General features: G+C 55.5%; 18 protein-coding genes. 11 read left to right on the top strand and 7 right to left on the bottom strand.

The window, feature by feature from the left end; translation table 11 throughout:
- From AC5OW4_RS05970 to AC5OW4_RS05980, 3 genes are all read left to right on the top strand, one after another.
- Positions 1-445: transporter substrate-binding domain-containing protein (locus AC5OW4_RS05970; RefSeq protein WP_493676758.1), on the top strand; the 445-nt coding region annotated here is incomplete at its 5' end.
- Positions 446-447: 2 nt separating this feature from the next.
- A complete protein-coding gene (locus AC5OW4_RS05975) occupies positions 448-1,080 on the top strand; it encodes an amino acid ABC transporter permease (RefSeq protein ID WP_072684088.1) in 633 nt (210 codons plus the stop codon).
- 11 nt (positions 1,081-1,091) lie between these two features.
- On the top strand, positions 1,092-1,754 hold the full coding sequence (locus AC5OW4_RS05980; RefSeq protein ID WP_195396727.1) for an amino acid ABC transporter ATP-binding protein: 663 nt from the start codon (positions 1,092-1,094) through the stop codon (positions 1,752-1,754).
- Here the strand turns inward: AC5OW4_RS05980 and AC5OW4_RS05985 are convergent.
- Genes AC5OW4_RS05985 through AC5OW4_RS06015 form a run of 7 tightly spaced genes read right to left on the bottom strand, consistent with a single transcriptional unit; the run spans position 1,739 to position 14,897 of the window.
- Positions 1,739-2,299 carry a 4'-phosphopantetheinyl transferase family protein gene (locus AC5OW4_RS05985; protein WP_072684090.1) on the bottom strand — a complete coding sequence of 187 codons (561 nt, stop codon included), beginning with the start codon at positions 2,297-2,299 and terminating at the stop codon, positions 1,739-1,741. The genes AC5OW4_RS05980 and AC5OW4_RS05985 overlap by 16 nt on opposite strands.
- Positions 2,292-2,519 (bottom strand): acyl carrier protein, encoded by a 228-nt coding sequence (locus AC5OW4_RS05990; protein WP_072684091.1) that lies wholly within the window; start codon positions 2,517-2,519, stop codon positions 2,292-2,294. Before AC5OW4_RS05990 ends, AC5OW4_RS05985 begins: the two co-directional genes overlap by 8 nt.
- A 9-nt stretch (positions 2,520-2,528) precedes the next feature.
- Positions 2,529-4,190: an AMP-binding protein gene (locus tag AC5OW4_RS05995; RefSeq protein ID WP_493676759.1), complete on the bottom strand. Its 1,662-nt coding sequence runs from the start codon at positions 4,188-4,190 to the stop codon at positions 2,529-2,531.
- A 15-nt stretch (positions 4,191-4,205) separates the two neighbouring features.
- Positions 4,206-5,741, bottom strand: a complete 1,536-nt coding sequence (locus AC5OW4_RS06000) for an HD domain-containing response regulator (protein ID WP_072684093.1) — start codon at positions 5,739-5,741, stop codon at positions 4,206-4,208.
- Positions 5,741-7,618, bottom strand: a complete 1,878-nt coding sequence (locus tag AC5OW4_RS06005) for a histidine kinase N-terminal 7TM domain-containing protein (RefSeq protein WP_493676760.1) — start codon at positions 7,616-7,618, stop codon at positions 5,741-5,743. Before AC5OW4_RS06005 ends, AC5OW4_RS06000 begins: the two co-directional genes overlap by 1 nt.
- The gene (locus AC5OW4_RS06010; protein ID WP_493676766.1) at positions 7,615-12,705 is read right to left on the bottom strand and encodes an amino acid adenylation domain-containing protein; all 5,091 of its coding nucleotides are present in this window, start codon (positions 12,703-12,705) and stop codon (positions 7,615-7,617) included. Before AC5OW4_RS06010 ends, AC5OW4_RS06005 begins: the two co-directional genes overlap by 4 nt.
- Positions 12,621-14,897 carry a condensation domain-containing protein gene (locus AC5OW4_RS06015; RefSeq protein ID WP_493676761.1) on the bottom strand — a complete coding sequence of 759 codons (2,277 nt, stop codon included), beginning with the start codon at positions 14,895-14,897 and terminating at the stop codon, positions 12,621-12,623. The genes AC5OW4_RS06010 and AC5OW4_RS06015 overlap by 85 nt, the downstream gene beginning before the upstream one ends.
- A gap of 472 nt (positions 14,898-15,369) precedes the next feature.
- Between AC5OW4_RS06015 and AC5OW4_RS06020 the strand changes: the two genes are divergently transcribed.
- The 8 genes from AC5OW4_RS06020 to carA all read left to right on the top strand — a co-directional run bounded on the left by AC5OW4_RS06020 (position 15,370) and on the right by carA (position 24,372).
- Positions 15,370-16,335: a helix-turn-helix domain-containing protein gene (locus tag AC5OW4_RS06020; RefSeq protein ID WP_072684097.1), complete on the top strand. Its 966-nt coding sequence runs from the start codon at positions 15,370-15,372 to the stop codon at positions 16,333-16,335.
- Between the two features lie 658 nt (positions 16,336-16,993).
- Positions 16,994-17,860, top strand: coding sequence for a PRD domain-containing protein (locus AC5OW4_RS06025; protein ID WP_493676763.1), 867 nt, complete (start codon positions 16,994-16,996; stop codon positions 17,858-17,860).
- Entirely contained in the window at positions 17,841-18,728 is an 888-nt protein-coding gene (locus AC5OW4_RS06030) for a 4Fe-4S dicluster domain-containing protein (protein ID WP_072684099.1), read from the top strand. The genes AC5OW4_RS06025 and AC5OW4_RS06030 overlap by 20 nt, the downstream gene beginning before the upstream one ends.
- Before the next feature lie 4 nt (positions 18,729-18,732).
- A complete protein-coding gene (locus AC5OW4_RS06035) occupies positions 18,733-19,221 on the top strand; it encodes a PTS sugar transporter subunit IIA (RefSeq protein ID WP_072684100.1) in 489 nt (162 codons plus the stop codon).
- A gap of 125 nt (positions 19,222-19,346) precedes the next feature.
- Entirely contained in the window at positions 19,347-20,732 is a 1,386-nt protein-coding gene (locus tag AC5OW4_RS06040) for a PTS transporter subunit EIIC (RefSeq protein WP_195547754.1), read from the top strand.
- Positions 20,733-21,120: 388 nt separating this feature from the next.
- Positions 21,121-21,996, top strand: a complete 876-nt coding sequence (locus AC5OW4_RS06045) for an aspartate carbamoyltransferase catalytic subunit (protein WP_072684549.1) — start codon at positions 21,121-21,123, stop codon at positions 21,994-21,996.
- Positions 21,997-23,283, top strand: coding sequence for a dihydroorotase (locus tag AC5OW4_RS06050; RefSeq protein WP_072684102.1), 1,287 nt, complete (start codon positions 21,997-21,999; stop codon positions 23,281-23,283).
- A 3-nt stretch (positions 23,284-23,286) separates the two neighbouring features.
- On the top strand, positions 23,287-24,372 hold the full coding sequence (gene carA / locus AC5OW4_RS06055) for a glutamine-hydrolyzing carbamoyl-phosphate synthase small subunit (RefSeq protein WP_072684103.1): 1,086 nt from the start codon (positions 23,287-23,289) through the stop codon (positions 24,370-24,372).
- Position 24,373: the final 1 nt, after the last annotated feature.

Consider the following 24,373-nt stretch of genomic DNA (forward strand, 5'->3'; position numbering starts at 1 on the left):
CGCTCTTCCGATCTTGGAAAACCGCCAGCTGATCATCACGCTGGCGGATTCCGAGGTCAATTCCAAAGCGGATCTGGCAGGGAAAACGATCGCGGTGCAGAAGGAATCGAGCGCCTTGGAAGCGGTCAGCGCCGATGCTGCGTTCACGTCTGCGTTAAAAAACGGCGCGCCGGAGGAATTCGATACGAACATCGACTGCTTTATGGATCTGGAAGCCGGCCGTTCGCAGGCGATCGTCGTCGACGAAGTGCTGGCGCGGTATGTGATGAAGCAAAGAGGTCAGGAAAAATACAAGGTGCTGGACGAGAATTTTGGAACGGAACAATACGCAGTCGGAATGCGCAAGCAGGATACGACGTTGCTGGAGAAGATCAACGAAGCGATGAAGGCCTGCAATGAAGACGGCACAACGGCGGCGCTGAACGCCAAGTGGTTCGGGGAATAAGCATGATCCGTCAGATTCTGCCGTCATTACTGGCTGGCGCCGGGGTCACGCTGCAGGTATTCTTTATAACGCTGATCCTGTCGCTGCCGCTGGCTTGTCTGCTTCAGGCGCTCCAGCAGTTTTCCGGCCGCGCCTTAAAGCCGCTGTTTCGCGGCTACATCACGCTGATGCGGGGGACGCCGCTGTTATTGCAGCTGATGTTCATCTTCTTCGGCATGCCGTATCTCGGCCTGACGCTGAGCCGGGAACTGTCGATTTTTATCGCTTTCACCTTGAATTATACCGCTTATTTTATCGAGATTCTGCGCGGCGCGTTAAGCGCAGTCGATCCTGGACAGGCGGAAGCCGGGAAGATGCTCGGATTCTCCCGCCGCTATATCTACTTTCGGATTCAGCTGCCGCAGGCGCTGCGCACGGCGATGCCTTCGATTGGCAACGAAGTCCTGAATTTGGTCAAGGACACGTCGTTGATCTACGTTTTGGGGGCTTCAGAGCTGCTGAAAGCCGGCCGTTCCGCCGTCAACACGTATGCGACCGCACTGCCGTTTGTCGTCGTCGGGATTCTCTATCTGGCGATGTGCGGCGGGTTCAGCTGGCTTTTGGGACGGATTGAGAAACGCATCAGTTATTATTAGGAGGGCAAGTCATGAGCTGCATCGCAGAAAATTGCGCCAAGACCTTCGGCAGGACGCCGGTCTTTGAAAATGTGTCATTGCGCGTGGATCCGGGTGAGATCGTGTGTCTGATGGGACCCTCCGGCGCTGGAAAAACCACGCTGCTGCGCTGTCTGTGCGGGCTGGAGCTGCCGGAAAAGGGCACGATTTCACTTTCCGGCACGGTGCTGTGTCAGGATGGCCGCTGGCAGTCGCCCATGGAATACCGGCAGAAGATCGGACTGGTATTTCAGAACTGGAATCTGTTTCCGCATTGGACCGTCATGCAAAATCTGATCAAGGCGCCGGTTCATCAGAAACGGATGAATCGGGCGGAAGCTGAAAAAAAAGCCCGCAGGCTTTTACAACAGCTGAATTTGGCGGAGAAGGCGGACGCCTATCCCAATTCACTTTCCGGCGGGCAGAAGCAGCGGGCCGCGATCGCGCGGGCCTGCATGCTGGCGCCGGAAATCCTGTGCTTTGATGAACCGACCAGCGCGCTGGACGAACAATCGGCGCTGGAAGTGTCCAACATCATTCAGTCGCTGGCGAAACAGGATGGTTTGGGGATTCTGGTCGTCACCCATGACGAACAATTCGCGCACCGCACCGGCACGCGTTTCGTCCGGCTTAGCGAACTTCAGTCTAAAAAATAATCATGAACCGTATCCCTCAGGGAAGCGCTCAGGCACATCGTGCCGGGCGTTCCTTTTTTTGTGACAAAGGGGATCAATCGGTAGTTTGGGGTATCGTGCAGCTGGCCTGCTTCATCAATGACGCTGAAGCGGGAAAAATCTTCCCCGATGCCTTTTCCCGACCATTTGACGACGCTTTCCTTCGCCGTCCACAGTGAAAAAAAGGCTTCCGGATACTGGGTTAGCCAGGCCTGTTCCCGGGGGTGAAAGAACCGGCGGGTAATCGCTTCCTGACGGCAGGGATGGGGCTGTTCGATGTCGATGCCCACCGGCGCGCCGGCGATCAGGCAGATCCACTCCTGCCGGCAATGGGAGATGCTGAAATGCAGCCCCGGCAGATCGGCGAAGGCTGGCTTGCCCCGGGCGGAAACAACCTTTTGTACCGGGACAAAAGGCAGCAGGTGCTGATCTGCCAGCCAGGACAGTGCCTGATTCAGCCGCTGCGCGCTGTCGCTTCCGCTGAAATCAGCGCTGAAGCGCCACAGTCCCCGCAGCGGCTCATTCATGCGCGCCCAGTTCGGTCAAGGTAGCCAGAATATCTTTTACATTGCGGATTTTGCGGATGCTGCGGACATTGATCTCAACGTCAAACGTTTCTTCCAGCGCTGCGACAATATTAACGATATCGAAGGAATTCAGCTGGAGATCGCGGACCAGATCGGTTTGTACGCTGACGCCCGGCTGACCCGTTTCAGCGATGATGATCGCGATAATTTTTTCAAGCATAGTCGGCCGTTACCTCTTTTCTAAAACGGTGCTGCGTTTGATTTTTTTGGTCGCCGTTTTCTCAAATTCAGAATCGCGCAGCTTAATCATCTGGATTTGTTTGTATGCCGGCAGCGTTTCGTTGACCTGATCGATCTGCGCCTGCAGCTGTTCTAATATTTCATACGGCGACATTCCGGCGGTCAGCTCGGGATCCGGATAGACCATCAAAGCCAGCCGCACGTCGTCGGCATGGGCGGAGGAGTTCAGCCCGAAGGCCATGACCTCCTTGATCAGCGGCAGCGAACTGACATAACCTTCAATCTCTTCCGGGGAGACTTTCTTACCATTCTTAAACACGATCAGATTTTTCTTGCGGCCGGTAATCGTCAGATGTCCGTTTTTATCCAGACTGCCCAGATCGCCGGTCATAAACCAGCCCTCGTCAAACGCTGCGGCCGTCAGTTCTTCATTTTTATAATACCCCTGCATCAGGGACACGCCCTGAACGAGAATTTCGCCGTCCTTAAGCTTCAGCTTGTAGCTGGGCAAAACATGACCGACAGTGTCGACGCGGCGGTCCTTATTGCGGTTGACCGCCAGTAATGGGGAACATTCCGTGATCCCATAGCCCTGGATGATCTGAAAGCCGAAGGCCTCCATTTCCTCGCCGATTGAGGCCGACAGGTGCGCGCCGCCGCAGATGATCAGCGACAAATGTCCGCCGAAAGCGTCGCGGATCGGCTGCAGAAACGCGGGGTGCAGCGTGATCCCGAATTTGCGGCAGAACTGAAACAGCTTCATATATTTGCGCAGGGCTTCTTCTTTGCCTTGTTTGCGCAGCGTGCGCCAGATATTCTGATGAAGGGTCTCGACGATCAGCGGCACGGCCATCATTGTTTCCGGCGCGAAGGCTTTCAAATCGCGCATCATCGTTTTTAATGAGCCGTTGACCCCGACCGTGCTGCCATGCAGAAGCATGTTGATGACGGAACAGGTCAGGCCATAGGTGTGATAGAAGGGCAGCGAGGTGAAGACCGTCGCACCGACCCCGACCAGGCGCATCGAGTCAGCGGCGTTGGTAAGAATGCCAACCTCCGACAACATCACCGGCTTGGAGGTGCTGGTCGTACCGGAGGTGTAAACGATCGAAGCGGTAAAATTTTGCGGATGATCGGGAAACGACCAGACGCCCTGACGGCGTTTGACGAGGGCCTGCCCCTGCTTCAGCAGCGTCTTCAGCGTGAATTCACCTTCGCCTTCCATCAAGATCAACTGCTTCAGCGTCGGATTTTCCTGGCATAACAGGCTGCCGACAGGCTGGAAGGCCGGGGAAAGAAAACAGGCTGTGCAGTCCGCCTGCATGACCATGCTTCGCAGCACGTCGTCGGATTGTTCGATGTCGATGCACACGGCGGTGCGGCCGCTGATGATCAGCGCGAAGTAAACAAGCAGCCATTCGATACTGTTTTCGCTGATGATCGCAACGTTGCCTTCAGGCAGCGCCAGCCGGAAGGCTTCGCTTAACGCCTGGACGTTTTGCTTCAGCTGGATGAAGGTCAGACTGCGGCGTTCCCCCTTCGCGGCGTAACTGACCAGCGCTTCTTTTTCGGCAAAACGGCGGCTTGTGCCGTCGATGAACTGGCGGAAGGTAGCGTAGTCGTCGGCCGGGTAATAGGCATAATTTTTCATTGTGAGGTCCCTTTCCTAAAGTTCGTGGAATGTCCATTCCAGCTGCGCATGGATCTTGTCGTAATCATTTAAGAGCTCCAGGAACTCGTCGACCAGTTGCGGATCAAACTGCGTGCCCTTGTTGCGGATCAGTTCGGCCCGCGCCTGATCGAGCGAGAGCGACTGGCGGTAGGCCCTAAACGAGGTCATCGCGTCGAACGCGTCGGCCACGGCGATCATCCGCGATTCCAGCGGAATCTGGGTACCAGCCAGACCATCGGGATAACCCTTGCCGTCCCAGCGTTCGTGATGACCGCGGATGATGCCGGCGATATCCTGAAAGAAGCTCATCGTGGAAAGAATCTGACAGCCCAGCTCGCTGTGGCGGCGGATCTGCGCGAATTCTTCCTCGCTTAATGGTCCCAGCTTGGTCAAAATGGAATCCGGGACGCCGATCTTGCCGACGTCGTGAAACAGGCCGGCCAGGCGGATCAGCTCCAGCCGCTGCGGATCCTGAATTCGTTTTTTAGCCAATAACGTCGTGTAATAGCTGACCCGATCGGAATGGCCGCGGGTGTAAATATCTTTCGCTTCAACCATCAGCCGGACCGCCGTTATCGTTTCCATATAGCTGTCTTTGAGCTGCTTGTTCGTTTCTTTCAGCTGATGGTTGCGGCTTTGCAAGACCGTATGCAGAACCATCCGCGCGATCGCCGAACCCGCCTGACGGCTGTAGAGCGTCAATAACTGAATCAGTGTTTCGGCCGGGGCCTGCCTGAAATGAATTCCGATCATGCCGAGAAAATGCCCGCTTTCATCATGCAGCGGCAGGGCCAGGCGCTGTTCGCACAGATCCGGCTGACGGGAGCTTTTTATCCGCTGGATCGCGTCGAGAAAATTCGGATAGTACAGCCGCATAAACTGCCCCGCGTCCAGCTCATAATCGCCGCTGCCGCTTAATAACAGCGAGGAAACCAGCGACACTTTTTCGCTGAAGGAGGGGATGTTCTGCGGGTTGAGCATCACGAAGACGTCGTCTTCATGACACAGAGAACGCACCTGTTCCACGATCGCCGCGATCAGCTGCTGCGGATTCTGATCCTGATACAACGTCGTGACGTTGCCGAGAATTTCGTTAAGTCCGTCGCGGTAGCGGCGGATTGTCTGCATCTGGCGGATCGACTTGACGCACGATTCAACCAGCAGCTCCAGCTGATCGAATTTATCGCTTTTTTCATAGTAGCCCTGGATGTCCAGCTCACGGATCGTCTTGACCGGCGGCGCCAGATCCTTGTGGCCGGTTAGCAGGATGATAAACAGATCGGTGTTGAACTTGCGGATCTCCTCGACGACCTTGTCGCCGCAGATTGGATTCATCAGAAAGTCCAGCAGCAGGATGTCGTAGTGATCCAGACGGATTTTTTCGATAGCCCGCCGCGGATTGCTTTCAATGTCGACGGTGTAGCCGCAGCCCTCAAAATAAGAGCGCAGCGCCAGCGTGATCATTTCATCGTCGTCCAACACCAGCAGGCGGAACTCGTTATGGATCTGACCTTTGCGATTTTTACGCATCAAAAGGGACTCCTTTCTTCAGATTTAGGCAGGTTTTCTTCCTGCAGGACTTCGCTGTTGAGCGGAATCGTGAACCCGAACACCGCGCCGCCGCCCGGGTTATCGTTAAACCACAGTTCGCCGTCAAACTTTCCCTGGATCAGCGCTTTGGACATATACAATCCCAAACCGGCTCCGGCGGTGCCCTTGGATGTGATCATTTCCTTTAATAAATGACGGCGCACGGAATCGGAAATGCCGCTGCCGTGATCGCTGACCGAGAGCGAGAGCTGGTCGTCTTCCTGCCAGATCTTTAAGCGAATGGTGTGGTCGGATTGGGGCAGCTGAGCGTCGATCGCGTTGGCGATGAAGTTGTTGACGATCTGAACGAGGTTGTTGATATCCCCATGCAGCACAACCGCAGGCGGCACGCAGTTTTCTGCGATGAGCTGGCAGTTGTGGACGGTCAGCTCATGGCGCATGAGCAGCGTCGTCCGCCGCAGCAGTTCCTCGGGCGTGAAGGTGACCTTATCGGAGGCGTTCATACTGGCGGCCTGGCCTTTGACGGCCGTGATGATGTCGGACATGTACGAACACGAATCCTTGCAGCGGTGAATCCAGTCCGTCATTTCCTGAGCGATCTCCTTGTAATCGGCCGGGGTGACCTCCGGATCGCCGAAGCTGCGCTGACATTCGTCGACCAGATCATCCATCGCGTTGAGCGCTCCGGCAATCGACATGATCGGCGTTTTCAAGTTGTGCGCAATACCGCCGACCATCTGACCTAACGAAGCCAGCCGTTCCCGTTCCATCATCCGCTTCTGTGAATTCTGTAATTTCTGCATGCTTTCCTTCAGCTTGGTGACGTCCTTGTAAATAACGCTGAATCCGACGATCACCTTATTCATGATTAACGGCGTGACCTCGACCATGTAGTAATGCAGATGACCGTCGGCGACGATCGACTGTTCATAGGCGATCGAACTGCGGCTTTCGCGCGACGATTCGACGGAGCTGATCAGATTGTAGACGGCCGTCATCGCGCTGGGATCGTGATCGCGGTGGATGTTGATCAGCGGCTTGTTGATCTCAATCCCGCAGCGGCTGCCGATAATCTGGGCGAACGGCTGGTTATAGTTGAGCACCAGCCCGGTCTCGCTGAGGATCAGATAACAGTCGGAAATCCAGTCGAGGATGTGCTGCGTCGCAATCGGCGTGATGTTGAGGAAATTCAGCTTCTCGATCGCGATGCCGTGGAAGATGACCGTGAACACAAAGCTGATCGGTGTCGCAGCGATCGACAGGTTCAGAATTTTGAGCGTTGCGAGCATACTGACGACTAACGGAATCAGCGTGCCCAAGGAGAACATGACGGCCTGCTGCATATACAGGCGGTTGTTGCTTTTAAAGGCAAAGTGCAGGATGATGCAGATCGCGGCGATCATGCACAGGTAGCTGTAGCCGCCGCTGATATACATGTAGGGGCCGAACACGACCTCGCTGGCGATCACGCTGAAATGCTTGTAATGCAGATGATGCAGCGGATTGGTCCAAATCATGATGTTAGTGAGCACCGGGACGATAAACAGGCCGCGGACTTTCTTCGGCAGACTGTCGTAATGATGGGTGAAGACCAGCGCGATCAAAAGCAGCAGCACCGGCGCCATGCTTGTGCCGAAATTGGACAATGCGTCCCAGATGTAAAGCATGATTTCATCGCCGGGCGCGGTGAAGCGCATGCCGACCAGAGCGGTCATCCATTCGATCAGAATCATCGAGAACGCGACATAGATTTTATTGATCAGGTGGCTGCGGTTGGTGCGCAGGTTGCGCGAGACGATCAGCACCAGACCGATGATGGAGATGTAGAAGGTAATCAGGGCGCCGTTGGTTATCATCGGGATTCACCTCGTTTCTGACAAAGCTGGGCCAGCTCGCGGTCGGGACGCGGAAGCGGCCAGCGGTAGCCTTCCGCGTCCAGCGCCTGCAGCGTCACAGCGGCGTCGGGCTGGATTTGAACGGGCTGCTTTTCCAGCTGATTAAGCTGTTCGATCAGACTGCCGATCACATCGCTGCCTGAACCGGCTTCCCGCTGCAGCGCAGCGGCGAATTGTTCGTCGCCGACGATGGGCAGCTGCGGGAAAATTTCCTTAAATGATAGCAAATGAGGATTCATCAGATGCAAAACGGTCAGGCGGGAACGCAGGCCGGCGACGGCCGCCAGGGCGCATTCGTCAACCGCCGTGACCTCCGCCGCGGTCTGTGCCAGCACCGGATTCAGACAGCCGACCTGCAGGATGGCCTGACACAGCCGCCAGAAGGCGTTGGTTTGCGGATGGCGCTGGAACTGACCGTCCCGATGCCGCCCGCACAGCCGGCCTAAGCGCAGGATCCGCGCCGGCTGGCCGGCAGCGATTGCCTGACGAACGGCCTGTTCGGCCAGAAATTTGCTTTCAACGTACAGATTTTCGTTCCAGTTCTGCCCGATGTCGAGATCGGTTTCGCAAAAGCTTGCCGGTTTCTGCGGATCGGCGGGCAGATACGACCCGCTGACGCTGAGCGTGGAGACATGCACCAGCGGGACGTTGATTTGCCGGGCGAGGGCAAGCATGTTGCGGGTGCTCTCGACGTTGGCGGCCAGAAAGGCATCGCGGCGGCCATAGTGACTGACCTCGGCGGCGCTGTGCACGACGCACGTCAGCGAGGCTTGCAGCCGTGATCGCTCTGCGGCGGACAATCCCAGATCAGAGCGGGTCAGATCGGCATGCAGGCAGACAAGTTTGTTCTGATAACGGCCGACCCATTCCGGGCCGAATAACGCCTGCGCTTTTTCCAGCAGCGTGGCTTTATCTGAACGCGACAGGACAACGATCGAGCACGACAGGTTCTGTGTCAGCAGCACGTCGATCAGATGCAGGCCGAAGAAACCGGAACCGCCGCTGATCAGCGGGCTGCGCCAGTTGACCGGTGTATCGGATTGCAGCGGGAACTTGTCTAACCGGGGGGAGACCGGCTTTTGGACTTGCCACTCCGGCTGTATTTTCTGACGCTGTTCAGCTAACGTCGGGTGGGCGTAGAACTCTTCCAGTGTCAAATGCAGGCCGAGATTGTAATATTCTGTCAGTAACGTCAAAGCGCCCAGCGAAGTGCCGCCCTGATCGAAAAATGACAGATTTTCGTCCAGTTCGGAACGCTTCAAGACCTTCCGCCACATCGCCGCCAGATCGGCGGGGCCGGCTTCTTCCACAACCGGCGGCATTTCAATTTCGGGCTGAATTCCTTCGGAAGTACAAGGCCGGTCGGCAGCGGCAGTTTCAATCAACGCCGCCAGCGCCCGCCGGTCAGTTTTGCCGGAGGCGGTGAGCGGCAGATGATCCAGCCACGTTAGCGAGGAGGGGATCATGAAGTCCGGCAGCATGGATTTTAACGCCGGCCGCCAGTCCGTTTCTTCGCTGCCCGAGACAAACGCGTGCAGCGAGAGCACCTCGTGATCCTGAATCCGCGGGATCACGGCGCATTCGCGGATGCCCGCAAGACGCAAAAGCTGCTGCTCAATTTCCTGCAGCTCGATGCGGTGGCCGTTCAGCTTGATCTGACTGTCGCGCCGGCCAAGATATTCCAGCTTGCCTTGCGGATTGACGCGGACTAAATCGCCGGTGAAGTAAAACCGCCGCTGAGGCTGCTGCGGAGCCTGAACGAACGCCGTGTTTTTATCGGGGGCGTTGATATAGCCCAATCCGACCCCGGCGCCGCCGATCACCAGCTCGCCGCTCTGCATTGGCAGACAGCGCTGACGGGCTTCGTTTAAGACATAGGTTACGTAATTGGCCAGCGGCATACCGATGGTGACCGGGGTTTTGGAAACTTCATCCCACGTGGCATACACCGTCGTTTCCGTCGGACCATAACAGTTGAGGATCCGGGCTGAGGTGCAGGAGGCAATCTGGCGCACTAACGGCGCGGGCAGCGCTTCCCCGACATGGATGATTGTTTTGACCGAAGCCAACGCTTCCCGGAATGCAGCGTCGGCCATGTTCATCTGCATTCGCGTCGGTGTGAACTGCACGAAATCACAGCCCTCATTCTGGATTAAGGCGGCCAGCTCCCACGGCAGGCGCAGCTGGGATTCATCGGCGATCACTACCGTCATATCCAACGCCAGAGCGATCAGACTTTCCGTCAGGAAGACATCGAAAACCGGATTGGTCGCGCATAGAGCCCGCCGGCATCCGCCGAGCAGCGGCCGCATTGATTCCAGAAATGCCGCGGTGTTGCGGTAAGTGATCTGCGTTCCTTTGGGCAGACCGGTGGAGCCGGAGGTAAACAGGCAATAATGCACGGCGTCCAGCGGACGGGTCGGCGCCTCAGTCAGCACCGAACCCTGAGCGAGCACGGAACAGGTTGAAAGCGATAGATTCAATTTCTTTAATAAAGCCGGAGTTCCAACGATCAGATCGGCGCCGGCCTGATCCAGCATCGTTGCGATCCGGGCTGAAGGGAAGTCCGGATCCAGCGGAACATATGCCCGGCCGCAATGCATCAGTGCGAGCATTGCGACAAACAGTCCCTCGCCCCGCTCACACAGAATTCCAGCCGGCTTGGCCGAAGCGTTCTGCATCAGTGCGCCAGCCAGACGATCCGCCTGTTCGATCAGCTCGGCAAAGGTCGTCGTCTTTTGATGAAAGCGCAGAGCCGGATGGTCTGGATGCAGCCGGGCGCGTTGGCGAATCTGCACGTCCAGCGGCAGTCCGCAATATGGCACGCGCAGAGCGTTGGGCGCGTCCAGGCAGCGGTAGCGATCCAGCGGCGCAAGCACGTCCAATTCAGTCCAGACCGGATCCTCCTTCGTTAAAGTCATGACGATGTGTTCCAGACTGCGCTGGTAGAAGCGGATCGTTTCTTCGCGGTAGCGCTGGTTTTCGAATTCAAAGCAGAAATGCCAGCGGCCGGCTTCCCAATAAACTTCCTCGGTTAGCGGCAGTTTGCTTAACCCGGTCGCCACTGGCTGACAGCCCAGTGGCTGCCCGGCTAAGCGCAGCTGGTCCGCCGCGATCGGCCGCAGCGAAAACAACAGGCCGAAGACGGCGTTGCCGCCCACCTGGCGGGGCAGATTGAACATCCGGATTAAATCTTCCAGACTGACCGCCTGATGATCCTGAATTGCCGCCAGCTGATTCTGCACGCGCGCCAGCAGCGCGCTGATCCGCATCTGAGGGTCAAGCTGAAGCGCCAACGGCAGCGTATGCATGAATAACCCCGGCATCGCCTGCGTCGCCGCCTGCGTCCGGCCGCTGACCGGCATTCCGACAACGACCCGGTCGCTCTGGTTCCAGCGGGCCAGCTGAATCAGCGCCGCACAGGCAAACAGGGCGGCCGGCGTCAGCTGCTTCGCAGCGCAGAACGTGCGGATCTTTTCCGAGCCTTCCAGACTCAGATCATAGATGAGCTGACTGCCTCCCTGATGCGGCTGTTCCCGCCGGTCCTGCGGCAGAAGCAGCGGTTTCGGCAGCGGGGTCAGCGTCTTTTTCCAATACGCAAGATCATCTTCCGCAGGGCCATCCTGCATCGCCCAGGCCGCGTCTTTGTAGGTGAGCGCCGGCGAGCTGCAGACACGTCCCTGATAGAGCTGGTCGAGATGCGAAAGCAGTAACGGCGTCGTCAGCCCGTCGCTGATCAGATGATGCATGTCCAGTCCCAGCGCCCAGCCTTCTTTACGATGAATGAGGGCGGCGGAAAACAGCGGCGGTCTGGCCAGATCCATCGGCCGGATTAACGCCGCCGGATCCCAATCCGGTCCTGCTTCGATGATCTCGACGTTGAAGGCGACCTTGTCGTGAACCTGCATTCGGATTTCTCCATCATCCAGGACAAAGCCGGTGCGCAGCAGTTCTTCTTCCTGCACCAGTTGGACTAACGCTTGACGTAAGCGGTCGATATCGAGTGTGTCGGGCAGCGTGAACAAGCCCGGCATGTGGTATGCGTCGTTTTCCGGGTCGGCAAGCAGATCCGCCAGAATCGCTTTCTGTTGAAAGCTCAGCGGATAGGTTTTTTGTTTTGGAGCCGCTTGCGGCTTTGGCTGCGGGGCAGACTGCCCGCCGTCCAGCACTTCGCCGATCGCCGCGGCGGTGCGCAGGTGGTAAAGATCCGCCGTTTTTAAACGGATCTGAAATTTTTCTTCGATTAAACTTAACAATTCCATCGCGATCAACGAATCCCCGCCGTAAGCGAAATAATCGCTGTCCAGCTGCATGTCCGGCCGTTTTAGAAGCGTACGCAGCTGATCGAGCAGCCAGCGCTGAGCCGCGGAAGCGGCGGCGGATCTGAGGGGCTGAGGGGACTGGGGCAGCGGCGGCAGCCGGCTAGGATCCAGCTTGCCGTTAGCGGTAAGCGGCAGTTCGTCAACCGCAAGATAAACGGACGGGACGACCGGCGCGGGTAGCTGTTCCATTAAGGCGCGCCTGAGACCGGCCGGATCGACCGGCTGATCGCTGACGATGTAGGCTGCCAGAGTGCGGCGGTCATTCTGAAGCACGACCGCGGCGTTTTGAATGTGCGGCAGCCGGCGCAGCTGAGCGGTGATTTCCTGCGCTTCAATCCGGTACCCGCGCACCTTGAGCTGCTGATCCTGACGGCCGGCGATCACGATCTCGCCATCCTGCGTCCAATAAGCCAGATCGCCCGTACGATAGGCACGTTCTCCCTGTAAACAAGTCAGCGGCTGGAAGCTTTCGTCGGTTTTGGCGCGATCCTGATCATAGCCCAGCGCCAGGCAGGGACCGCTGATCCACAGTTCGCCAATACTCTCGCAAGGCAACGGCTGGCCTGTGGGATCGAGCACGAGCAGGCGGCAGCCGGGCAGGGGCTGGCCGGCGGTAATCCGGCGGGCGTGCGACAGCTCTTTCATGCAGACGCCGATCGTCGCCTCGCTGGGACCATATTGATTATAAAGCCGCGCCGATGTCCAGCGCTTGAGCTGACGCAGCAGGGCGGAAGGATAAGCTTCCCCACCGCAGAGACCAGACAGTCCAGCCGGGAGACCGCCTGACAAAATGCCGGATGTCTGAGATATGCCTGCAAGCGCGAAGGCGTCAGGGAAAGCATGCCGATGTGATAGCGGCCGATGTAATCGGCCAGCTGGGCCGGGTTCTCCGCCGCTTCCGCATCAGCGAAAACCACGCTTCGTCCATTCAATAACGCGCAAATCGATTCGATCAGGAACGCGTCGAACGCCGGGCTGCATAACGAAAGCACCGGATTTTGCGGATAGACGCCGGCCATCGCGTCGATAAAGTTGCATAAACTGGCGGAACCGACCAGGACGCCCTTGGGGGTTCCGGTCGTGCCCGAGGTAGTGACGATATACGCTGTCTCCGGCGGCGTGAAGGGACGCGGGGCGTCCGCAAGCGCGGCCGGATGAAACTGATCATCTTCGATCGTTTTCCAGGTCCAGCGCCGCTGCGGGTCCAGCTGTTCGCGCAGCGCGCAGGAACTGATGATCAAGTCTGCGCCCGTTTGTGCAAGCAGCGTTTTCAAGCGGTTTGCGGGTTGGGCAGGATCGAGGTTGATCCACACGGCGTGGCTGAGCATCGCCGCAAGCATGCCGGTGATCAGAGCTTCGCCCCGCGGCAGAAGCAGCGCGATCCGCAGCGGTTTTTCCTGCGGTAAAGTTAAAATCTGCGCGGCTAAAGCTTCCGCCTGAGCATTGAGCTGGGCAAAGGTCAGATTGCGGTCCTGATCGACAATCGCGATCGTCTGTCCCTGATTTTCTGCGATCTGACGCCAGCGGGCGGTCAGCGTTGAAGAGCAGACGGCTGCGGCTTGTGGATTGAAAGCATACAGAACGCGGTCTTCTCCGGCTTCTTCCAGCACGCGCAGTTGGCTCAACGGCGTATCCGGATGAGTCAGCACGTCCTGGAGGATCACGGTCAGGCTTTGATGCAGCTGCGCGATCCGGGCTTCGCTGAAGCTCTGGACCTGATAATCGTAGTCGATCTGCAGGGCGGCGGTTTCGCGATGGCTGACGTGCAGGCATAATTCCTCCATCTGCCAGCCGCTGAAATGCCAGGCGCCGCTGAAATGGACCGTGGTGTCCGAAGGCGGGGTTAAGCGCGTGTCTTCATAGGAAAGCGCGATCGAAAACAAGGCTTCCAGTTCCGGCTGCTGAGCGCGGGCCAGTTTCATGATTTCGGTAAACGGATATTTCTGATGCTTTAACAGGCGGTACCATTGATCGTTGAGCGTCTGGCAGAACTGATCCGCTGTCTGCGCAGGATCTGTTTCGCAGCGAAAGGGCAGCGTGCTGACGAACATCCCGCCGGCATTTTTTTCTTTGGATTGGGAACGATTGATTACCGGTACGCCGATCACCGGCGCTTTTTGGGCGTGAACCCGGCTGAGATAAACGGTCAGTCCCAACAGAATCATGATAAACGGAGAGATCTGACGCTCGCTGCAGAAGGCTTGAAGCCGCCGGCTGAGGCTTTCTGAAAGCGGGCGGCTGAACCGCTTTGATATTGGACTTGGGGGATAGACCGGCGCGGTCCGCAATGGTTTTGGCGCTTCCCATGCCGCGGTTTCCCGCTGCCAGAATTGCTGGTCGCGCTCGTAGCGGGGACTGCGCAGGTAGGCTTGTTCCTGACGCAGGTGTTCCCGATACGGCGTCAGCTCAGCTTCCTTGAGACTCTCACCGCGGCATGCGCGGCAATACAGCGCGGCGATGCGGTTGTGCAGCAGCACCTGCGCCCAGCCGTCGGAAATCAGATGATGCGCCAGAATCAGCACGCCGCCGCACGTTTCCCCGATCTGAAAGCCATAAAAATGGATCAAAGGCTGATCCAGATATGGCATCGGCGTCTGTGTCATTGCCTTTTGCCAAACGGCGAATTCCGCTTCGCTTACCGCTGAGAAATCCAGCACGGGAAAGGATTGGGAAACAAACGGAACAAAATACTGGCGCGGCCGGCCTTCGATCAACGTCAGCCGCGTTCGCAGCGTTTCATCATGTTGGACGACGGCATTCAGCGTTCGCTGCAAAGCTTCGGCGTCAAAGCCTTCGTCGATAAACAAAGTGGTACTGATGTGATTGATCGGCGTGTGCGGCAGCGCTTGTTCCAGATTCCAGATATTCTGTTGACTGAATGACAGGTCTTCAGTGTGGGGCTGCGAAAAGGTTTTCATCCCGGTCCTCCTTAAATTTGAAAGTGTGTCAGGAAGCGGTGAGGCATCAGGCTTTGAAGCTCAAAGTAAACATTAACTATGAGAATTATATCGGTTCAATAATCAAAAAACAAGACGCGGTTCATGACTTTTTGATTCAATTTTCATCCTGCTTTTTCGAATGCTTTCCTTTTTGCGAAATCGCTGCTTTTTTCGTTCTGAAACTCAACCTCTTGATGCGGACACGAATTCATTTCGCAGATTTTTGACGGCTGCGGAATTTTCAGGTAAACTTAAAATCAGGAATGAGGAAAATTCAATGAGGAAAATTTGATGAACGCAGCATCAGAATCTTTTAAGCCCGCGCAGCGCGCCGGTGATCCGGCAGGAAGGCTTAAAATAATCAATTTACTGCGGTTTAAGCGTCAGGCAAGAAAACGTTGCGTGACAAATCCGCAGGGTGTCCCTTACAATCGGGTTGAGGTGAAGAGCAATGAAAACACTGGGTGAAAAAATCGCCGGGCTGCGGCAGGAGAAAAACATGACGCAGCAGGCGTTCGCGGACGTCATGGGCGTGACCCGTCAGGCAATCTCGAATTGGGAGCGGGATAAGACGGAACCGGATGTCGCCGCGCTGAAGAAGATCGGACAGGTGTTCGGCGTCGATATGAACGAGCTGTTAACCGATATCCATCTTAAACGCAGGGAAGTCGATACACGGCCGTTAACCCGACTCTTTTTGGCGATTCTGGCGACTCATTTGGGATCGTTGCTCTGGTTGTGCGCCACGACGTCCACGATGAAGGAAGCGCTGAGCCGGTATGGCTTTCGGTTTGTCTTCGTGCTGATCGCGCTGTCGATCTATGCGGCGTTTACCTATTGCATCCGCAGCCGCGATTTCTCGCTGTTGTCTGGTTATGATCCGCATGCGCCGTATGATCTGGATGTGATGGCGGACATGACGGCGGCGATGGCAACGATGATTCTGACCGATACGCTGAGCTTTTCAATTCTGAGCTGTTTGTTGGAAGGGCAGCTTTCTGAATCTCTGTCGATGGTCTTGTTTGTGATGTACCTGGCAGGCTTTGTCCTGTCCATTCTCCTCGTTAATGTGAAATATAAGGACCGGATTTATCGGGATCCGGATTATCCCGACAAGATCCGCAGCGGGAATCGCATTTCAATTTTCTTCGCCGCGACACTGATGGCGGGAGTGATGATTCTGATTCTTTCCGGCATGTTGGGCTGGGTGGGTCATAATTCCCCCAAAGCTGCATTTCAGGTCCTTCTTTTTCTGCCCTATATCCTGTTGAATGTCGTCTGGATGATGATTGAGCAGGATAAACTGCACCGGCTGATTGAGCGTGGTGAAATCTATCGCTTCGGCAAAAATACGCTGGGCGTGGCGGTGGCGGATGGAATTCTGCTGGGATTGATCCTGTTGATCAGCTGGGCTTAGCAGAGCGGGATGCGTTCAGCTTTCTGGAAATTCCAGAATCGTGGAGAATAAGGAAAGGTGATCATAACGAAGGGGCTGAAAAGGTCAGAAGGAATCGAATGATCAGCTCGTCATTGACTTTCCGGTTCCTTCTTCCATTCGTCAGCGCCTCAGCAAATTGGAAAAATACGGGCGGCAAGAAGATGTTTATTTCTACTTTGACAGCAGCGAGCGGCTGGAGAATGCGGTGAAAGATTATGTTGATGAAAGCGTGCTGACACAAGACAAAGAGAATGGTTGATTCAGAAATAGGGTTGGGAGGTTCGGATAGGCAAGAGATGATTGATTTAATACGTGGGAAGCGACGATGCGGTTTTATGGCAGCGCTGATGGAAGGAAATTGACGATCCGCGATCAAAGTGAGAACGGGTTCAAGATTAACAGACGCGATGAGGAATTAAGGATAAAAAGACGCTTAATTTATACCTGTGTAGGGAAAATGGATTTTTTTAGAAAAAGATTGACAAATTATTTTGAAGATTTTATAGTAGAGACACAGATATCCAGAATTGTTACTGGGAACAGGCAAGATCAGTATCTGATGCGTTTTTTGCATCTGTTACTGATCTTTTTCTATGTCAGAAACGAAAGGGGCTGTTTTCTTATGCAGGATCACTATGTGATAACAAAACTGATCAATAACAACGTGGTGTTTTCCACGGATGCCGGCGGCCGGGAAATCATTGTGTTCGGCAAGGCTGTTGGATTTGGAAAGAAGCGTGGGGATAGCATCGACAATTCAAAAATCATCAAGGTTTTTGAACCTTCGGATACGAAGGAAAAGAATTTCCTGATGAATCTGGTTGAGGATATCGACCCGGTGTATATCGACATGGCCACGAAAATCATCGCTTTATTTGAATCCCGGCTGCATTGCAAGGTCAATGTGATGATGAATATCAGTCTCTCCGATCATATTCACAATGCCGTGCGGAACAAGCAGGAGGGCTTCCAGGTGCCGCTGGATATTCTTGAGGAAGTCAAGACGATGTATCCGCGGGAATTTCTGATTGCGAAAGAGGGACTGGATCTGATCGAGAAAGAAACCCGGACGACACTGGGGGAAGATGAAGCCGGCTACATTGTGCTGCATTATATCAATGCCCAGGGACAGCATTTCCGCAGCGACGCGAAGGTCAGACTTTTGTTTCAGGAGCGCGTGATTCAGGAAATCGAGCGGGAATACGGCGTGAAGCTGGATCATCTGTCGGTCTATTATTCCCGGTTTCTGACACATCTGAGCTTTCTGGCTGCCCGCCTGCATGACGGACAGTTATTGGAAGCTTCGCAGAGTACGCTGTACCCGCTGCTTGTGCAGAAATATCCACGCTTAGAAGCGTGTACGGAACTGATTGCCGGGATTATCTTAAACGAGTTTCACATGCCGGTGGGCGAGGAAGAAAAGGGATATCTGGCGCTGCACATCCACAATCTGCTTAAAAATTTGAAAATGGAGGAGAGTTCTGATGGAACAACGTTTAAATAAGGATCAGTGTACCGGCTGCGGGAACTGCCTGACGGCCTGTCCGCTGGATTTGCTTCGCCTGTCGGCCCAGCATAACCGCCGCGGCGTGTGCTTCGTTGAAAATGTCGATCCTCAGCGCTGCATCGCTTGCCGGCGATGCGAGCTGATGTGTACGGCGGGAGCGATTGATTTTCTTGAAAACAATCAGCCTGTCAGCAATACTCTGATTGACAAGCAGGCAATCCCGCCGCATGCGGGTTGTTATCTTGGTTCGCTGACAAAAGCGTTGGCTGACGCGATCGAACAGTTGGGTGTGCGCGAGCAGGTGGTGATCTTTAAGAAGAAAGCCGCCGATGTCAATCTGAATTGCGAACTGCACGATTACGCGGACGAACAGTTTTATCAGGACGGTCTGGCCTATAAACGGGCGCATCCGGAAAAGCTGGTCATTTTGATTTGTTCCAGCAGCAAAGCGCCGTCCACCGCCCTGAACCAACAACGCTTCAACGCGCTGCGAGACGAGTCGGTTACAATCATCAATACCTTAAACTGGTTTGAGCGCGATGAAGCGGGACAGCTTATCGGCGGCGGATCGCGGATGCTTGAACAGCTGCGCGACTTAGGTTACGCTTCCTATCTGGCCCGCGGCAGCGTGCGCTCGCCCGAAGCGATAGGACGGCTGACGCAAAGCTTACGTAAGGCGTTGATGCTGCAGCGGCAAAACCGGCCGTTTGCGGTTGTAGAGATTGTCTTTCCCTGCTTTTACCGTCTGGCAGGCCGCCCGCAGCGGTGGATGAGCGCTCAGGAAATTGAACCGCTGCGTCAATGGTTCGCAAGCAAAATTGAGCCGGAATATCCGGAAGAAATTCTCAAAGAAGGAAAGGAGTAGAACGATGGGATTATTTAAACAGGGCCGGCGGACGGCGGCCCGCTTGATCGTCAAAGCGCCGGTTTCCGGCGAAGTGAAACCGCTGGCCAGCCTGAACGACGGCGTGTTTTCAGAAGCGCTGCTGGGACCGGGCTGCGTTATCCAGCCGGGTGAAGACGAACTGACCGCGCCGTTTGCGGGCGAGGTTGTCATGGTGGCGGCGACGAAGCACGCGATCGGGTTGATGAGCGATGAGGGCGTCGAGCTGATGCTGCACGTCGGTCTGGACACCGTCAATCTCAACGGCGAAGGCTTTCAGGTGGAAGTCCAGCCGAAGATGCACGTGCAGGCGGGGGAGCGGCTGATGCGCTTTTCACGCGAACAGATTCAGGCTGCCGGCTATCCGGACGGCGTTGTGATGATCGTTACCAACGCCCGTTTGTTCAAACAGGTTGAAACACTGAAGGAGGGGATGATCAAAGCCCAGGAAAATTTATTATCCGTATCGAAGTAATTCACATCCACGAATCCCGATAACCAGAATTGTTACTCACGCGGGCAAGATCAGTATCCGATTCATTTTCCCATCCGGGCTTAGAGTGAACGTTATTAAATCATATTAAAATAAGGAGAATGAAGATGAAAGAACTTGCAAAACAATGCATCGAACACGTCGGCGGCGCTGCCAATATTCAAGCCGTCTCCCATTGCGCGACCCGGCTGCGGCTGACGCTGCGGGATCAAAGTCAGGTGAATGAAGCGGCGTTGACTGCTTTGCCGGAAGTCATCAAGGTGATGCAGGTCGGAGCGCAGACGCAGATCATTATCGGCAGCGACGCTCCGGAATTGTACGGCGTGGTCAGCCAGCTGGTCGATCAGGCCCAGAGTGAAGCCCCGGCCAAGTCCGCGGAAGCGGCAGAAAAACAGCCGGTGGCGAAGAATAAAAAGAAGGCGGCTGCGGGGAAATTCTTCGATGCCTGCAGCAGCATGTTTACTCCGCTGGTGCCGGCGTTTACGGCAGCCGGGATGATCAAGGCTGTGCTGGCGATTCTCGTAGCTGTTTTCGGACTGGCGAAAACCTCGCAGGAATACATCATTATCAATTATGTTTCCGATACGATTTTCTACTTCCTGCCGATTTATTTAGGCGTCACCGCCGCTTCTTATTTTGGCTGCAACAAATATATTGCGGCCGCCGTCACGGCCATGTTTGTGCATCCGGCCTATGTCGGTCTGGTTTCTGCAGGCGAGGCCGTTGCGTTTTTCGGCATGCCGGTCGTTCTGTATAATTATTCCTCGACCGTCTTTCCGACGATTCTGACCGTCTGGTTCATGGCGTATGTCGAACGGTTTGCACGCAAGGTTTCACCCAAGGTCGTCAAAGCGATCATGGAGCCGATGCTGACGCTGCTGATCACCTTTCCGGTGGGCCTGTTAATCCTCGGTCCGATCGGCGCGGTTCTCGGCGAGGTCTTAATGCAGATCTTCGCGGCGATCGACGCTTCCGTCCCATTCTTAGTTCCGATGATCGTCGGCGCCGTTTCGCCGTTTCTGGTCTTTGTCGGCATGCACCGGGCAGTCGGTACGCTGGAAACGATGCAGATCGCTCAGATGGGTTTTAGCTCGCTGTTAGGCACAGGCATGTTGGCAAGCAACATCGCGCAGGGAGCGTCCACACTGGTGCTGTCATTGAAGTCGAAGGATGAAAAGGTAAAGCCGCTGGCCTTTACCGCCGGCGTGACCGCGTTGTGCGGAATTACGGAACCGGCGCTGTACGGGTTTACCGCTAAAAATAAGAAGTCGTTGATCGCGACGGTCATCGGCGGAGGCGTCGGCGGCTTCTATGCCGGCATCACGCATGTCGTTCGCTTCGCCAAGGGCGCTCCGGGTTTGCCAACCTTGCCGGTTTTCATCAGTCTGGATAATCCGATGAATTTGATCAATGCCTGCATCACAGTGCTGATCGCCTTCGCGGTGGCCTTCATCGCGGCATGGATGATGATCAAGCCGGAGGAGATCCAGTAACCCGCCGACTGAATAAGCAAAAAGGGAAATAAGGGAAGTCTGAGGAAAAACGGACTTCCTTTTTTGTCTCTGCGTTTCAGCGGCAGAAGCCACAGTTTTATGGGACTATCGAAAAGAATGATCCCAGATATAAAATAAGGATAGCGAACAGCTAGGTTTATCTTGGAAAGACAGGGGGAAAGTGAAGGAAACGGAACTGAATTTCCAGGGTTTTATGAACGAAAGCTTGTGCTGAAAAACAAACTGGGTTATAATATTCATGGCTTTAATTTAGTGCAGCGACACTAAGAAGGCATACACAAATTTTAAGATGAATCTGCGTTCTTTTCGTGTAACCTTCAAAAGCCTGTTTTTGAAGGCTTTTTTTTACAGAAACGGAGGATTCCTGATGAACGATCTATACCAACTCAGCTCTCTTTCTACCGATGAGATTCAGCACATTCTCGATGTTGCCGAACAATGCCGCCAGGGCCAGTTCATCGACAGCGAGAAAGGAAAAATCGTTGCCAACCTGTTTTTTGAACCATCTACCCGAACCCAGTACAGCTTCAATACCGCCGAGGAAAAACTGGGGATGAAGGTGATCAACTTCAACGCTCAGGCCTCTTCGATGCAGAAGGGCGAAAGCTTCTACGATACGGTCAAAACGTTTGAGAGCTTCGGCCTGGACGCCGTGGTCATCCGCGACCGGCAGGATGAATACTACAAGCAGCTGCAGGGCCGGATCAACATTCCGATCCTCAACGCCGGCGACGGCAAGAAAGACCACCCGACCCAGTCGCTGCTCGATTTGATGACGATCCGTCAGGAGTTCGGTCATTTTGACGGCTTGAAAATCGCGATTGTCGGCGATATAAAATACTCCCGCGTCGCCCATACCAACATCGAGGTTATGCAGCGCTTGGGCATGCAATGCTTCATCAGCGGACCGGAGGAATACCGCGATCCGCAGTACGATTACATTGATTTCGATCAGGCGGTCAAGGATATGGATGTGATCATGCTGCTGCGGGTGCAGCACGAACGGCATGAACAGGCGATGTCCCTGACTCAACAAGAATACCATGCGCGCTACGGTCTGACCTTGGAGCGGGTGAAAGCGATGAAGGACACCGCGATCATCATGCACCCGGCGCCGTTTAACCGCGGCGTGGAAATTGCCGATGAGGTCGTAGAATGCGAAAAATCCCGCATCTTCAAACAGATCAACAACGGCGTATTCGTGCGCATGGCGGTGCTGAAACGCGCAATGGAGGGACGATAAATGAGTTTTTTAATGCAGAACGGCGAGGTGCTCTACCGCGGCAAGGTCCGCAAAATGGACGTCCTGGTTGACGATCTGGGCCGGGTCACGGCTGCGGATCAGATCGATCTGACGGCGGAGGACGTGGACGAGGTGATCGACGCGTCAAGCCTGCTGATCGCACCGGGGCTGATCGATCCGCATGTGCATCTGCGCGAGCCGGGCTTTGAATACAAGGAAACAATCGCTTCCGGTACCGCAGCTGCGGCCAAGGGCGGCTACACGACGATCATGGCAATGCCCAACCTCAATCCGGTACCGGACTCGCTCGAACACTTAAAGGTGCAGCAGGACCGGATCCGCTACAACGCAAAAATCCAGGTCATTCCCTATGCCGCCATCACTCAGGGGCAGAAGGGCGTCGGCGAGCTGGTCGATTTCTACGCGCTGGCCTCGGAGGTGATCGCCTTCTCCGACGACGGCAAGGGCGTGCAGGAAGAAGCGATGATGCGCGAAGCGATGTTAGCGGCCAGGCGCAACAACTGCCTGATCGTTGCGCATTGCGAGGATGAAAGCCTGATCGCCAAGGGCGCCTGCATCCATGCGGGCCGCAAGGCGGAGGAACTCGGCTTGATTGGCATCAGCAGCGCCAGCGAATACCAACAGATCGAACGCGATCTCAGACTGGCGGAGGAAACCGGCTGTCAATATCATATCTGCCACATCTCGTGTAAGGAATCCGTCGAGCTGGTCCGCCAGGCGAAACAGCGCGGCGTCCAAGTCAGCTGCGAGGTCACGCCGCATCACCTGTTATTGTGCGAGGACGACATCAGCGCCGACGACGGCCGCTTCAAGATGAATCCGCCGCTGCGCACTAAGGCCGATCAGGAAGCGCTGATCGCGGGCATTCAGGACGGCACGATCGACATGATCGCAACCGACCACGCGCCGCACAGCGCCGAGGAAAAAGCGAAGGGTCTGCAGGGCAGCGCAATGGGCATCGTCGGCCTTGAAACCGCGTTTGAGCTGATCTACACCTATCTTGTCCGCACCGGCAAGATCACGCTGGAGAAGTGCTTTGAGTTAATGAGCTACAACTGCGCCGACATCTTCGGCATCGAGGGCGGCGAAATCATCAACTTTGAAAAGGCCAATCTGGCTGTCTTCAACTTAAATCAACGCGAAAAAATCAATCCGAAAACCTTTGTCTCCCAAGGCAAAAGCACACCGTTTGAAGGCTGGTGGGCGATGGGCCGCTGCGTGATGACGGTGGCGGACGGACAGATCGTGTATAGAGAGGGGCTATAAATAATGGATCGTAAACTCGTATTACAAAACGGCATGGAGCTGCAGGCCAAGGGCTTCGGCAGCCAGAAAGAAGTGATTGCTGAGCTGGTGTTCAACACGTCGATGGTCGGCTATCAGGAGATTCTCAGCGATCCCTCCTATACCGAACAGATCGTCGTCATGACCTATCCGCTGATCGGCAACTACGGCATCATCGACGAAGATTATGAATCCAAGCTGATCGGACCGAAGGGCTTCATCGTCCGCGAATACAACGACAAGCCAAGCAACTTCCGCTACACCAAGACGCTCAACGAGCTGCTGGAAGAAAACGAGGTGCCGGGCCTGACACATCTGGATACCCGGAAATTGACGCGGATTCTGCGCGACGAAGGTGCGATGCTCGGTCTGATCTGCGACTCAGATGTAACCCACGAGGAAGCGATGGCGAAGCTGGCGGCCTACAGCGCTCCAAAGGATCTGGTCGCGCGCGTCTCGTGCAGGAAAAAATGGTATTCCCGCTGCGCCAATCCGCGCTTCAATGTCGTCGCGATTGACTGCGGCATCAAATACAACATCATCCGCGAGCTGAACCGCTATGGCTGCAACGTCACAATCGTGCCGTACAACACTTCGTATGAAACGATCATGGCGCTCAATCCAGACGGCATCTTCCTGTCCAACGGGCCGGGCGATCCGGAAAACGTGCCGGAGGTCATTGATTTGATCCGTCAGCTCCAGGGCACAAAGCCGATCTTCGGCATCTGTCTGGGCCACCAGATGATCGCGCTGGCCAACGGCTTGCCTACCTACAAGCTGAAATTCGGCCACCGCGGCGGCAATCATCCGGTGAAAAATCTGTTGACCGGCAAGGTCGAGATTACCTCCCAGAACCACAGCTACGCCGTCAGCACGGACGGAATTGAAAAGACCCGCGTCGAGATTACGCACATCAACCTGCTTGATCAGACTGTCGAGGGCCTGCGGATTGACGAGGACCGCATCTTCTCAACCCAGTACCATCCGGAATCCGCTTCCGGACCGGAGGATTCCAAATATTTATTCGGATTGTTCATTCACAACATGGAAGCTATGAAGGAGGGCCGTTAAG

Source organism: Holdemania sp. (assembly GCF_986127675.1).